This is a genomic window from Rhodanobacter sp. FW021-MT20 (assembly GCF_041107475.1).
GTDB classification, from domain to species: Bacteria; Pseudomonadota; Gammaproteobacteria; order Xanthomonadales; family Rhodanobacteraceae; genus Rhodanobacter_A; species Rhodanobacter_A glycinis.
Window position 1 is genome coordinate 15,506 of record NZ_JBGBPX010000008.1, and the last position, 13,837, is coordinate 29,342.

Here is a 13,837-nt window from a genome sequence, read left to right on the forward strand (position 1 = left end):
CGAAGTCTTCCTCCAAGGTTGGGTGAAACCCGATCCATGTGTGCATGGACGCTTTGCCGGTCACGGCCGGCGTATCGCACAGGCCGTCATCCCAGTGGCTCTCAACAGCCGAAGGGCTGGTCAAGCTGGGATGACGACTCATTTCATTTGGAACTTTGTCCGTGTTCGTGCTTGGACGTCAGCACCACGTCCTGCGCCTTCGCTGCCGCCACCCGCACCCAGGTCACTTCGCCGTAGCGATCGTGGCCGTGCGCCCAGCCTTCGCCGTTGGCCTTCGTCAGTGCATCGAGGCTGCCGAACGCGGGCAGCGGGCGGCCGTGGTCGGTGACGTTCTTCGCCTGCGCGCCATGGATCTTCAGCAGGTAGAACTTCAATGCCGGCGCGTAGCTGCCATTGCTGGCGGAGATATCGACATGCACCGCATCACCGCTACGCTGCAGGCTCAGCTTCTGGCTGAAGTACGCGCCGTGCTCGTAGGCGTAGGTGTCGCCATCGTCGTCGTAATAGTCGAAGTGAGTGGCATGGTCGGCGGGGAACATGTCCACGCTCAGCGTCGTCACCGGATGCTGGCCGACGTAGTCCATCGGCGGCCAGGTGGGGATGATCGCGCCGTCGCGGATGAACAGCGGAATGTCGAGCCAGTTCTTCGCGTCGACCGTGACCGCGATGGTCTGACCGCCGGCGTAGACCTTGCCGGTAAACCAGTCGGTCCAGCGACCCGCGGGCAGGTAGATGTGCTTGACCGTCTGGCCCTGCTGCACCACCGGCGAGACCAGCAGCCACTGGCCGAACAACCACGCGCTGGTGTCGTTGCGCACCTTGGCATCATGCGGCCAGGCGAAGGCCAGCGGCCGCACCAGGCCGACGCCGTGCGTGTGGTCCTGGTGCTGGTAGGCGTACATGTACGGCAGCAACTTGTAGCGCAGGCGGATGGCTTTGGTCGCAGCCTTCTCGGCGATCGGGCCGTATGTCCACGGCTGGCGCTTCTGGCCGAAGGTGCCGTGCACGCGGAAGATCGGGGTGAACGCGCCGAACTCGATCCAGCGCGCGTAGTTTTCGTCCGACGGATGGCCGTTGAAGCCGCCGCCGTCCATGCCCCACTGCATCTCGCCCACGCTGATCGCGCTGAGCATGCGCTGGCGCTGCGCGGCCATGCTCTTGAAGCCGGTGTCGATGTCGCCCGACCACAGGCCGTAGGCGTAGCGTTGCGCGCCGAGCCAGAAGTCGCGGTTGATCGACCACACGCGAAGGTTGGAATACGCGCGCTGGCCGTCGTAGATCGAGCGCTGCATGTTGAGGAACTGGGTGTCGCTCTTGGTGGTGTCGGCCTCGTCGTTCCACCAGCCGACGATGCCGGTGTCGAAGCTGTGCTTCAGCGCGCTGTTGAAGAACCATGCGCGCGTGGCCGGCTTGTCGAAATCGAGATCCTTCACCGGCTTGTGCGAGAAATAGTCGTTGCTGACCTTTTCGCCGGGCAGCCACAAATCGTGCGCCGTGGCGTAATGGCCCTCGACGGTATTCACGTGCACGCGCGGCTTCATGATGCCGGTCATGTGCACGCCCAGCTTGTCCATGTCGGCCTTCAGCTTGCCGGTGGGACCGTCGGGGAATTTCACCGGATTCCAGCTGAACTCACCCCAGTCGTTGCCCCAGTTCTTCCAGTCGAAATCGAAGGTGAAGGCATCCAGCGGAATGTGCTTGCCGCGATAGGTGGCGATGATCTGCCGGAATTCTTTCTCGTCGATGCCCCACTGGCTGTTGATGAAGCCCAGCGACCACTTCGGGAACAACGGCGCGTGACCGCTGAGGTTCGCCAGTTCGCCGAACAGTTGCGGCGGATCGCCGGCCATCAGGTAGACGTCCATCGCCGACTTGGACAAGCCGCTGATGGCGATGTGGCCGTCCTTGATCGCGTAGGTTGCGCCGTCGCTGTCCACCAGCACGCCATAACCGGCGGTGCTCCACACGAACGGTGCGCCGGCGAAACCCTGCTCGCCGGCTTTGGCCACTTGCGTGCCGTTGCGCAGCAGGCCGGCGGAAGCGTTCTCGTCCTTGTCGTAGCCGTGGATGCCGTACAGCGCGTCGTCGGTGGCGTGCGTCAGTTGGACCTGACCCTTGGCCAGCGCGGCGAGATCAAGTGTGAGCAGCAAGTGGTGCTGGGCGTCCTGCAGTTCCAGTGTGCCGGCCTGCTTGTGCCAGATCGCTACCAGCCGCTCGCTGGTGAGGGTGAGCGTGGTGCCGTCGTCATGCACCTTCGCGTCGGATGCGGCGACGGGTTTCGCATGCGGGTCGAGTACCAGCGTATGCACATCGCTGGCGCCGGCAGGGAGTGCCTGCACGTGCACCACGCCGGCACCATCGAAACGGATCGACACGTGTTCGCTGCCGAGGCGGAAGGCGACGCCTTGCGTGTCGGCGTGGATGGCCGAAGCGGTGGGGGCTGCGGTGGCGAACAGGGCCGGAGCGGCAAGCAGCAGGCCGGTGGCGAGTGCGGTGGTCAGTGTGCGGCGTGTGGTGGTGCGGAGAATGCTGGAGGACATGGGGATGTGGGCTCGCTGGTGAGTGGAGGCTTCGCGGTGGCGGCAATCGGCTCCCGCACGAGGTGGCAATCGCTTTTCATGCTTGTCATCCCGGCGCAGGCCGGGATCCAGTAGCGACCACGCCTGCTCAAGCCATGCAGTCGCTGGATTCCGGCCTGCGCCGGAATGACGGCGTCGGAGGCCGGGGGGCATTGATGCATCCCGCCCGATCACTGCAGCACCACGCTGGTATAAGCCGGCACGCTCAGCGTGTCGACGCGGATCGTGGCGCCGGGGCCGGTCTGTTTCAGCACACGGGAAAAGTGCGGTCGGCCAGGGACGTCCAAAGCCATCGTTTGCGTCTGGCCGGACAGGTTGTGCACCACCAGCACGGTGCCGTGCGGCGCGGTGCGTTCCCATGCGACCAGATGATCGCTGGCTTCCGGATACGCGCGGAAACCGCCATCACGCAAGGCGGGTACTTCGCTGCGCCAGTGGATCAGTCGCGTATACAGGTGCAGCAGCGACTGCGAATCGGTCTGTTCGGCCGCGACTGAAACATCGGCACCGTTGGCCGGGTTGCCGGCTTCCCAGGTGGTCTCGCCCTGCGCCGTTGGCGAGCGCTGCCAGCGCATCGGCTGGCGCAGGTCAGGATCGGGTTTCCTGCCCTGCGTGCCGAGTTCCTCGCCGTAGTAGATGTACGGCTCGCCGGGCAGGGTGAGTAGCATCGCGGCGGCCGTGCGCATGTGTTGCGGGTTGTCGTCGAGCTGGCTCATCACGCGTTCCTGGTCGTGGTTGGACAGGAACGGCGCATCCTTGATCGCCGCGCCGCCGACCGCCTCGTAGGCGGCGTAGGTGCGGTCGAGCGTGGGGCCGAGACCGAGGTTGCGTTCGCTTTTCGCCGCGGCGATCAGTTGCTTGGCCAGCGGGAAGTTGAACACCGCGTCCAGCGGCTTCAGCCACGGCGCGAGTTCGCTGGCGCGGTCGCGAGTCACTTCACCGACCAGGTAGGTGTGCGGATTCACCGCGTCGAGGCCGCGGCGGTACTGGTTCCACCAGGCGAAGTTCTTCGCCTGCGCGGCGGGGTCGTCCACGTCCCACGCGAAGTTTTCGTAGATGTGCCGGGCGGCGTCGAGGCGGAAGCCGTCCACGCCCTGCTTCAACCAGAACCGGCCCACCTTGATCATCTCGGCGCGCACGGCCGGGTTGTCGTAGTTCAGGTCGGGCATGGTCGGCGCGAAGATGCCGAGGTAATGGGCGTTGCCTGCTGCATGCCAGGCCGTGCTGCCGGTGACGCTGTCGCTGGCCAGGTCGGTGTACTTGTTCGCCCAGGTGTACCAGTCGTGGTACGGACTTTTTGGATCGAGCGCGGCCTTGAACCAGCGGTTCTCGTTGCCGCTGTGGTTGATCACCATGTCGATGATGACCTTGATGCCGCGCTGGTGCGCTTCGCTCAGCAGATGGCGGAAGTCGGCCAGCGTGCCGTATTGCGGGTTGATGCCGTAGTAGTCGGTGACGTCGTAGCCGTGATGGCTGGGCGAGGGGTTGATCGGCATCAGCCAGATGCCGCTGACGCCCAGCGATTTCAGGTAATCGAGCTTGGCGGTGACGCCGTTCAAGTCGCCGATGCCGTCGCCGTTGGTGTCGTACCAGCTGCGCACGAAGATCTCGTACCACACGCCGGACGGGGCTTTCGCCGTCACTGCGGGGACACTTGGCGCGGAGTTTTCTGCCGCCAGGGGCGCCGCTGTGGCAAGCAGCGTGGCAAGCGCGAGGGAGGCAAGGCATCGGCGTGAAGGCATGTCGGGATCTCTTCAGGTGCGGGTCAGACAATGGTCGGCGACGAAGCGCGCATGATCGGGCAGGCTGCCGGCGGCACGTCCTACCAGGGTACGGATATCGCCGAGGAACGCGTCCAGTTGGGTCTCGTCCAGCGCATCGGCCAAGGGATGATAGGCCTGTGGTTCGATGTGCTGACCAATCATCGCCTGCAACCACGCCACCTCGGTGAACAGTTCCTCGTGCTCGCGGAAAATCTGGCCGTGGCCGCGGAACAGCTCGATCTTGCGCGCCAGCGTGGGCGGGATATCCATGCTTGCGCACTGCCGCCAGAACGGGGTGTCGTCGCGCTCGGTGGCCTTGTAATGCAGGATCAGGAAATCGCGGATGCTTTCGTATTCGAAGCGGGTCTGCCGGTTGTACTCGTCCACCAGCACCGGGTCGCAGTGGCGATCCGGGAACATCGCCAGCAGCCGGCTGATGCCGGACTGGATCAGGTGGATGCTGGTGGATTCCAGCGGCTCCATGAAACCGGCGGCCAGACCCAGCGCTACGCAGTTGCGTTGCCACGCCTTGCGTCGCATGCCGGTGGTGAAGCGCAGTGGACGCGGCGTGCCCAGTGCTTCGCCGTCGAGGTTGGCCAGCAGCATCGCGCTGGCTTCGTCGTCGCTGAGATGCTGGCTGGCATACACCAGGCCATTGCCGGTGCGGTGCTGCAACGGCACCCGCCATTGCCAGCCTGCCGTGCGCGCGGTGGCACGGGTGTACGGCCACAAGGGTTCGGTGCGTGCGCTGGCCACGGCCATCGCCCGATCGCACGGCAGCCAGTGCTGCCAGCTTTCGTAACCGGTGTGCAGCGCGCCTTCGATCAGCAGGCCGCGAAAACCCGAGCAGTCGATGAACAGGTCGCCGGCGATGCGCTCGCCGCTTTCCAGCCGCACCGATTCGATGAAGCCGTCGACCTCGCGCAGCTGCACGTCGACCACCTTGCCCTCGATGCGCTGCACCACCTGCGGGTCGCAGCGCTGGCGCAGGTATTGGCCGTACAGTCCGGCGTCGAAATGGTAGGCGTACTTGATGCCCCCGAGCGGGCTGCTGCCGACCTTGTCCATGCGGCCGAAGCGGTGTTCGTTCGCCGTCTGCGTATTGAGCGAATACGACCACAGGTCGTTGGCGGGGTCGCTCGCGCGCTTGCGCAGCCAGTAGTGATGGAAGCCGATCAGCCCCAGCGGCAGGCCGATATCGCTGAAGGCATGCAGATAGGAATCGCCGAGCCGGCCGAAGTTGTTCAGTTGCACGCCCAGCTTGAAGGTGCCGTGGGTGGCGCGCAGCATGTCGTCCTCATCGATGCCGAGGAAGGCGTTGATGTGGCGGATTTGCGGAATGGTTGCCTCGCCCACGCCGACGATGCCGATCTGTTCCGATTCGATCAGGCGGATCTGCACGCGACGGCCGAGTGCCTTGGCCAGCAGCGCGGCAGTCATCCAGCCGGCGGTACCGCCACCGACGATCACCACGTGGCGGATGCGGGAATCGTGCGGATCGTCGCTCATGGGCCTCTTCCGTCGTGGTTGCCTTGCCACCGATGGTCCGGCGGCAGGACCGTGAAAAAAAGGCCCCGCTGGAAAGCACACAGCGGGGCACCAGGGGAGACACTTCGATAAAGCGCTTACTGGAACTTGTAGGAAACGCCCAGCGAGTAGGTGCGACCGTAGCGTTCCCAGGTTTGCGTCTGGCGCGGATCGTTGTTCTGGTACGTGGTGAAGATCTTGTTCGACAGGTTCGAGCCGGTGGCGATCAGGGTCAGGCCCTTGAACGAACCGTGTTCGAAGCTGTAGCTCACCTGTGCATCGTAGGTGCTGCCGCCGTTCAAGGTCTGCTCGATACGCGAGGAACTGATGCCGGACACCTCACCCAGGAAGCTGGAACGGTAGCTGTCGCTGATGCGGGCTTCGAAACCCGCATGCTGGTAGTACAGCGTGCCGTTGGCAACCCACTTCGACAGGCCCGGCACGGTGATCGGCGACGGGTTGTTGCCGTACACCAGCGAGCTCTTGGTGCGGTTGCCGGTGAGGATCACGCCGAAGCCGTCCAGCGGCTGGGCGATCAGGTTGAACGGCAGGTTCAAGGTGACCTGGGCGCCCTTCACGTAGCCGTGGCCGTCGTTGGTCGGGCCGGAGACGATGCCTTGCGTGGTACCCAGCGTGGCCGCTTGCGCCGGGGTCAGGTACGACGGCACGAACGCGCTGAAGTCGTACAGGTAGGACGCGTTCGGATCGATGTAGTCGCTCAGTTCGAGGAAGTAGCCGGAGACCGCGAAGTAGCCACCGCCGCCACCGCTGCGGCACAGGTCGGAGTTCTTCTGGTCGGCGGAGTTGCACTGGTAGCCGGAGGCCGGGCCGGAGAAGTAGTGCTCGTAGCTGATGTTGTAGTTGTCGGCCTTGGTCGGCAGCAGCTTGGCGTTGCCGCCGTTGGAGCTGAAGAACGCCTGGTTGGGATCGGTGGAGCCGAGGTGGGTGATGTTGCCGCTCACGTTCTGGCTGGCGTTCATCTGGTCCATGCGCGGCTGGGCGATGGTGCGGGCCGCACTGAAGCGCAGGTCGTCGTTGTCGGTCAGCCCGAAGATCAGGTTGGCGCTGGGCAGGTAGCGGGTGTAGCTGGTGCCGCCCGAGACCGGGATCAGGTCGGTGTGGCCGCCGGTGACATCGCTGCCCGGAGCTACGCGCTCGCCGGTCGAGGTCTGGTTGGTGTGGTCCACCTGCATGCCGACATTGCCGCGCAGGCTGATGCCGCCCAGATAGGTGTCGATGTTGAGCTGCACGTACGGGTTCAGGTCACGCTCGCGCACCTTCCAGTTCGGCGGCAACGGCAGCGAGGACATAAACACCGGCACCTCGGTCAGCGTGCCGTTGGCGATCAGCGAGAACGGGTTGTAGCACTGCATCGAGCCGATGCCCATCCACGCCAGCGGTGCACAGCTGCTGCCGCTGAACGGCGCCGACAGCACCGGCGTGTTCGTTGCGCTGAACGAACCACCGCCCAGGGTCAGGAAGTTCTGGTCGATGTTGTAGGTCTTGTTGCGGGTGGCGTAGCTCGCGCCGAACTGCAAGCTGGAGAACGGACCGCTGACGAAGTCGCGTTCCACGCTCAGGCGCAGGTTGGCCAGGTAGTCGACGGTGTGCGGTGCGTTGATGAAGCCTTCCTGCACCACCTTGTTGCCGGCGCCCCAGCCTTGCGGATCGGTCAGCACCATGCCGCTGCCGTAATTCATCGAAGGATCGACGTAGAGCATGCCATTGCCGAGCTCGTTGAAGCCGAAGCTGCCGCTGGGCGCGTGCGGGCTGCCGGTGACGCTGCCGTTGCCAGTAACAGGGTCGACCTTGTAGTACGCATTCGGACCGTAGTAGTAGCCGGTGCCGGAATAGCTTTCCAGGTTCACGTCACGGCGCGTGGCGCGCGAGTAGTTGCCGTCCAGGTCGGCCGACCAGTTCTCGTTGATGTGGAACTTGTTGTCCCAGTTGAAGTTGTAGACGCGTGCCGTGGTGCTGTTGAAATCGTTGCGGATGACCGGGTTGACGTGGTCATAGGTGCCGTTTTCAACGAAGCCACGGGAAACCGTGCCGGGCGTCAGGTACGTCATGCCATCGGGGCCGTAGCCCAGCGGCAGCTCCATGCCCTTGGCCTGCTGCACTTCCTTGAAGTTGTCGGCGGTGATGTCGATGGTGCCGGTGTAGAACTCGTTCGGCTGCCACTGCACGGTGGCCAGGAAGCCGTTGCGCTTCATGGAGTCGGTGATGCCGTAGTTCTTCGAGCCGCCGATGACGTAGTCACCGTTGCTGTCGGTCGGATAACCCCACGGTGCCTGATGCTCGATCTGCGACGGATTGTTCTCAAGGTCCACGCCCAGGGTCACGCCGATGGTGTGGTCGGCGAACTGGCTCACCCACACGCCGTTGACGTTGTAACCATGGTTGCTCACGCCCTTGCCCGGGGAAAGCTCGGACATGCTGTTGCCGATGTACTTGGCATTCACCGCGGCTTCGGGGCCGCTCTTGTCCAGCGGGCGAATGGTGTGCATGTCCACCGTGCCGGCCAAGCCCTGGCCGATCAGGTTGGCTTCCGGCGAGAGATGCACCACCACGTTGTCGAACCAGCTCGACGGGTACTGGTCGAACGCCACGTCGCGGTTGTTGTTCGTGCTGACCTGCTGGCCGCCGTTGATCAGCGCGGTGGAGAAATCCGGGCCGAGGCCGTGGATGGTCAGCACCTGCGGGCGACCGTCGACGGTCTGCACCGCCAGGCCCGGCAGGCGGCCCAGGGTGTCGGCGATGCTCACGCCGGGCAGTTTGCCGACCTGTTCGGCCGACACCGCCTCGACGATGGTGTTGGCGTTGCGCTTCAGCGCGGTCGAATTCTCGATGCTGCTGACGAAGCCGTTCACCTGCACGGCCGCCATCTTCTGCGGCTGGCGCTTGTCGGTGGTCTTGTCGGACTTGCCGTTGTTGTCGGTCTTGGTGTTCGACGACGACGTCGTCTGCGTGTCCTGCTGCTGGCTGGCCAGCGGCGCGGTTCCGGCATTGGCCACGGCGCACATGCCGAGACAGACCGAAGCGACAGCCGTCGCCAGCACGTTATGTTTCAGAACCATTGTGTTCCCCTCCCGCAAAAAGTGTGTCGCCGTCGATCTTGTTGGCTGGACTCCCCCGCGCTTCCGTCGGCGACGACCGTCGGCAGGTGCGCTGCCAAATGGTTTTCGGCGGCGTGATCGCATGGTAGGCCGGGCTTTCCGCAGTGAAGCATTTTCTGCATACGTATTCATGGTGGGCAACAAACCGCGTTTATCGCAGTGCAGCACAACGTGTCGCGCAATCGGGCATCGGCGGCGCGAGCCATGGCAGGACTTGACATGCGGGCGCGGTGCGCGAGTGCGACCTGGGCGAGACCTGCGTGCGCATGACGCAACCGCAGCACGAATGAATACGTATGCATACCCGTGCTGGTCGTCATGGGGCTGCGGCTAAGCTGATCGACATTCAACGACGGGCGGCCAAATGCGCCCGCTTCATGTCGTGGGGACACGTTCAATGACCGATGCATCGTGGTGGCGCGGAGCCGTCATCTACCAGATTTACCCGCGCAGTTTCCAGGACACCGACGGTGACGGTGTGGGTGATCTGCCGGGCATCATCGAGCGCCTCGACTATGTGGCCGGGCTCGGTGTCGACGCGATCTGGATCGCCCCGTTCTTCACTTCGCCGATGGCCGATTTCGGCTACGACATCGCCGATTACCGCAACGTGGATCCGTTGTTCGGCACGCTGGCTGACTTCGATCGGTTGCTGGCCAAGGCGCATGCGCTGGGCTTGCGGGTGATGATCGACCAGGTGCTCAGCCACACCTCGGCCGAGCACGCGTGGTTTCGCGAAAGCCGGCAAAGCCGCGACAACCCGAAGGCCGACTGGTACGTGTGGGCCGATGCGCGAGCCGATGGCGGCCCGCCGAACAACTGGCTGTCGCTGTTCGGCGGCAGCGCGTGGCAATGGGAACCGCGCCGTGGCCAGTACTACCTGCACAATTTCCTGACCTCGCAACCGGATCTCAACTTCCATCATCCGGACGTGCGTGCCGCCGTGCTGGACGGCGTGAAGTTCTGGCTCGACAAGGGCGTGGACGGGCTGCGCCTGGACGCGATCAACTTCTGCTTCCACGACACCCAATTACGCGACAACCCGCCCAAGCCGAAGGACAAGCGCGTGGGCCGCGGTTTCAGTCCGGACAACCCCTACGCGTTCCAGTACCACTACTACAACAACACGCAGCCGGAGAACCTGGCCTTCCTCGGCGAGCTGCGTGCGTTGATGGATCGCTACGACGACGTCGCCGCGCTGGGTGAAATTTCCTCGGAGGATTCGCTGGCGACGATGGCTGAATACACCCGCCGCGGTCGCCTGCACATGGGCTACAGCTTCGAGCTGCTCACCGACGATTTCAGCGCCGCCTACATCCGCGGCACGGTGCAGACGCTGGAAGCGCAGATGACCGAGGGCTGGCCGTGCTGGGCCATTTCCAACCACGACGTCGAGCGCGTGCTGACGCGCTGGGGCGGTGGTCGCCCGTCCGCGCCGCTGGCCAATCTGCTCACCGCGATGCTGTGCTCGCTGCGCGGTTCGGTTTGCGTGTACCAGGGCGAGGAGCTGGGCCTGACCGAGGCCGACGTGCCGTACGAAGCGCTGCGCGATCCCTATGGCATCGCGTTCTGGCCGCAATTCAAGGGCCGCGACGGTTGTCGCACGCCGATGCCGTGGACCGACGATCCGCTGGCCGGTTTCAGCAGCGGCTCGGCGTGGCTGCCGGTGCCGCAGGAACATCGCGCGCTGGCGGTGGCACGCCAGGAAATCGATCCGGCGTCCGCGCTGCAGGGCTTCCGCACCTTCATGCGCTGGCGCCATGCGCAACCCGCGCTGCGGACCGGCGATATCCACTTCCTCGAAACCGCCGAGCCGATTCTCGCCTTCATGCGCAGCTGCGGCGACGACGCGTTGCTGGTGGCGTTCAACTTGTCCGAACACGACGCGGTGATGGATCTGCCGCTTGACGGCGCGCTGCCTTTGCTCGACGGCCATGGCTTGCCACCAGGGCGCGTGCAGAACGGACGCCTGTACCTTCCCGGGTATGGCTCGGTATTCGCGCGGCTCGATGCCGCGCAGCGACAGATCATCGAACCCGGGCGTGCTTGATGCGGTTCGTTGAAGTTTTCATCGTTCGCCCCCGGGTCGAGTCAGGGCAGGCTCTGAGCGTCGCCGTGTAGCGGCAGCGAGGAGAAGCGTTTTGGAGGCAAGGACGTCGAGGCGTCGACGCCCCGGTCACCGGCGCGTGCGTGGGAGGTTCTACACGGAATGACCATCTCGATGTAGGAGCGCGCTTGCGCGCGATGCTGTTTCGCCGGAGAGGAAGCGCATCGCACGCAAACGCGCGCAACCCGGAAAACAAAAGAACGACATCAACCAGACCATGCCAACAGGGCCGTCGCACGACGGTTACGAGGGGGAAGACATGCAAGTTACGGGGCCAACCACGAACGCCGCGATGGCGTCGTCCATGGACATAACGCAACCAGGCAGCACCGCGCGGGTCATCATGATCGTGGCCGCTGCGGCCCTCGGCGGCTTCCTGTTCGGTTTCGACACCGCGGTGATCAATGGCGCGGTGGACGCATTGCGCGACAGCTTCGGATTGAGCGCGGGATGGACCGGCTTCGCCGTGTCCTGCGCGCTGCTCGGTTCGGCACTGGGCGCATGGTATGCGGGCCGGTTGGCGGATCGCTTCGGCCGCGTGCGTACCATGCAAGTGGCCGCGGCGCTGCTGGCCGTCAGCGCACTCGGCGCGGGGCTGGCACACAGCGTGGCCACGCTGATCCTGTGGCGCCTGATCGGCGGCATCGGCGTGGGCGTGGCGTCGGTGGTGGCGCCGACCTATATCGCCGAAGTGTCGCCGGCACGCATCCGCGGACGGCTCGGTTCGATGCAGCAGTTGGCGATCGTGCTCGGCATCTTCGTCGCCCTGCTCAGCGATGCGTGGCTGGCCAGTGTGGCTGGCGGTGCGGAACACGCGCTGTGGCTGGGTCTGGAAGCATGGCGCTGGATGTTCCTGGCGATGTTGGTACCGGCGCTGGTCTACGGCGTGCTGGTGCTGGGCGTGCCCGAATCGCCGCGTCACCTGGTGGCGCGCAGCCGTCCGCATGATGCGCTGCGCGTGTTGCGCCAAGTGCTGGGCATGACCGACGAGGAAGCGCTGCAGCGCAAGCTCGGCGACATCGAGCAAAGCCTGCGTCGCGAACACAAGCCGCGCTGGAGCGATCTGCTTGGCAAGAGCGGCCTGCTGCCGATCGTCTGGGTCGGCATCGCGTTGTCGGTATTCCAGCAGTTCGTCGGCATCAACGTGATCTTCTACTACTCGTCCACGCTGTGGCATTCGGTGGGCTTCAGTGAAGCCGATGCATTCGCGATCACCGTGATCACCTCGGTGATCAACGTGCTGGTGACGCTGGTGGCGATCGCCCTGGTCGACCGCATCGGCCGCAAGCCGCTGCTGGTCATAGGCTCCGGAGGCATGGCGCTGACCCTGGCGGTGATGGCGTGGTGTTTCGCCCAGGCCAGCGGCAGCGGCGCCGCGTTGGTGATGCCCGAACCGTGGGGGCCAGTGGCGCTGGTCGCGGCCAACGCCTACGTGATCTTCTTCGGCCTGAGCTGGGGCCCGGTGGTATGGGTGCTGCTGGGCGAAATGTTCCCCAACCGCATCCGCGCCATGGCCCTGGCCGTAGCCGCCGCCGCGCAATGGCTGGCCAACTTCGCCATCACCAGCAGCTTCCCCGCCATGGCCGAACTGAGCCTGCCGTTCTCCTACGGCGTATACGCGGGGTTCGCACTGTTGTCGCTGGTCTTCGTGTTGCGCTTCGTGCGCGAGACCAAGGGGATGGAGTTGGAGGATATGCGTGGGTGAACGTTTTGCGATAGGCATCCGCCGTGCCATTTGCATTGATGGTTAGTAGCTTGAGTCTGGCTTGTGTGTCTTGAGTGCACCCGAATTGAACGAAACTGAGCCATCCGCACACTGGATATCGGCCAACTGTTTCCCGTTACGAGCAACCTGGACTTCCCCATCCCTACGAGGCGGTCCTTTGAAGGATTCAATATAGAGAACCTGATATAAGGTTTTTCCATGTGGAAACGTTAGTAGATTGAAAAAGGCACCAGTTCCGTTGCCTGCTTCCCACTTCAGCTCCGCATTTGGCACCTTGACTTCCATGTCAGGCTTGCTTCCAAAGCGATAGTTGACCGTATCCTTTGCCTGACAGACATGAACTGGTTTGCCATTGGTTGTGACGCAACGAAATACCGTCTCCTCGTTAGCCGAACAAGCCATGGCCACTGCCGGAAGGAACAATACAAGAGCCACGATTGCCCTCATGTTTTTATCTCAACATGCACAGTATTGGAGAGGTCATGCCCATCATTTAGTGTGCGGCTGCTGCGCTAGCCGGTGTCGGGGAGCCTACTGAGGCATCGACGAACTCGATAGTTTTGAGGACAGCCATGATTTTGGGAAGAGTGCCTGTGGAAGGCGGATCGACCAGTGCCCTGACTGGGATCGGGCCGCCGCAAAGTACCTGCGAGCCGCCCGTCTCGACCAAGCAGAAGAAAAGGTTGCGCCCCCGGGTCGCCTCATCGCCCGTCGTGTCGTCGTAGGTGATGGCTGTGCCTTTCCAGTTGCTACCGGATAACGCGTAGGCGTGGAAATGCTGCTCTGGTGTGAAGGGCGGGTTCTCGGGGACGTTGCCGGCACCAGGGTTGTACCAGACCCATGTTCCATTGATTTTCTTGGCATCTAGTTGCTGATCAATCTGGTCTTGCGACGCGCCGGCGTAGCAGAGTAGCGGCACGCTCCAGTTTTCCGTGCCGGGTGGGTAGTACCCTGCACTCTGGAACGAACTGGCATTGTGCACGGATACCGTTCCCCCATTGAGCTTGAGTCGGAAGTGG

The 13,837-nt window shown here is 64.0% G+C and carries 8 protein-coding genes; 2 read left to right on the forward strand and 6 right to left on the reverse strand.

Annotated elements, in window-relative coordinates; genetic code table 11:
- Positions 1 to 143: 143 nt before the first annotated feature.
- From AB7849_RS10180 to AB7849_RS10195, 4 genes are all read right to left on the reverse strand, one after another.
- On the reverse strand, positions 144 to 2,540 hold the full coding sequence (locus AB7849_RS10180; RefSeq protein WP_008212983.1) for a TIM-barrel domain-containing protein: 2,397 nt from the start codon (positions 2,538 to 2,540) through the stop codon (positions 144 to 146).
- A 209-nt stretch (positions 2,541 to 2,749) separates the two neighbouring features.
- Entirely contained in the window at positions 2,750 to 4,222 is a 1,473-nt protein-coding gene (locus tag AB7849_RS10185) for an alpha-amylase family glycosyl hydrolase (RefSeq protein WP_008212981.1), read from the reverse strand.
- A gap of 111 nt (positions 4,223 to 4,333) precedes the next feature.
- Positions 4,334 to 5,851 carry a tryptophan halogenase family protein gene (locus tag AB7849_RS10190; protein ID WP_008212979.1) on the reverse strand — a complete coding sequence of 506 codons (1,518 nt, stop codon included), beginning with the start codon at positions 5,849 to 5,851 and terminating at the stop codon, positions 4,334 to 4,336.
- A gap of 116 nt (positions 5,852 to 5,967) precedes the next feature.
- A complete protein-coding gene (locus AB7849_RS10195; RefSeq protein ID WP_369501038.1) occupies positions 5,968 to 8,946 on the reverse strand; it encodes a TonB-dependent receptor in 2,979 nt (992 codons plus the stop codon).
- A 436-nt stretch (positions 8,947 to 9,382) separates the two neighbouring features.
- Between AB7849_RS10195 and AB7849_RS10200 the strand changes: the two genes are divergently transcribed.
- Together AB7849_RS10200 and AB7849_RS10205 are read left to right on the forward strand one after the other, a co-directional pair.
- Positions 9,383 to 11,035 (forward strand): alpha-glucosidase family protein, encoded by a 1,653-nt coding sequence (locus AB7849_RS10200; protein ID WP_008212978.1) that lies wholly within the window; start codon positions 9,383 to 9,385, stop codon positions 11,033 to 11,035.
- A gap of 274 nt (positions 11,036 to 11,309) precedes the next feature.
- On the forward strand, positions 11,310 to 12,797 hold the full coding sequence (locus AB7849_RS10205; RefSeq protein WP_081491793.1) for a sugar porter family MFS transporter: 1,488 nt from the start codon (positions 11,310 to 11,312) through the stop codon (positions 12,795 to 12,797).
- 42 nt (positions 12,798 to 12,839) lie between these two features.
- Here AB7849_RS10205 and AB7849_RS10210 read toward each other — a convergent pair whose 3' ends face one another.
- Both AB7849_RS10210 and AB7849_RS10215 read right to left on the reverse strand, forming a co-directional pair.
- Entirely contained in the window at positions 12,840 to 13,253 is a 414-nt protein-coding gene (locus tag AB7849_RS10210; RefSeq protein WP_139201769.1) for a hypothetical protein, read from the reverse strand.
- Between the two features lie 58 nt (positions 13,254 to 13,311).
- The gene (locus tag AB7849_RS10215; RefSeq protein WP_037100508.1) at positions 13,312 to 13,800 is read right to left on the reverse strand and encodes a hypothetical protein; all 489 of its coding nucleotides are present in this window, start codon (positions 13,798 to 13,800) and stop codon (positions 13,312 to 13,314) included.
- Positions 13,801 to 13,837 lie beyond the last annotated feature (37 nt).

Coding starts and splice junctions, on each gene's coding strand:
- AB7849_RS10180 (WP_008212983.1), bottom strand. CDS start 2,540: ATGTCCTCCAGCATTCTCCGCACCACCACACGCCGCACACTGACCACC.
- AB7849_RS10190 (WP_008212979.1), bottom strand. CDS start 5,851: ATGAGCGACGATCCGCACGATTCCCGCATCCGCCACGTGGTGATCGTC.
- AB7849_RS10195 (WP_369501038.1), bottom strand. CDS start 8,946: ATGGTTCTGAAACATAACGTGCTGGCGACGGCTGTCGCTTCGGTCTGT.
- AB7849_RS10200 (WP_008212978.1), top strand. CDS start 9,383: ATGACCGATGCATCGTGGTGGCGCGGAGCCGTCATCTACCAGATTTAC.
- AB7849_RS10205 (WP_081491793.1), top strand. CDS start 11,310: ATGCCAACAGGGCCGTCGCACGACGGTTACGAGGGGGAAGACATGCAA.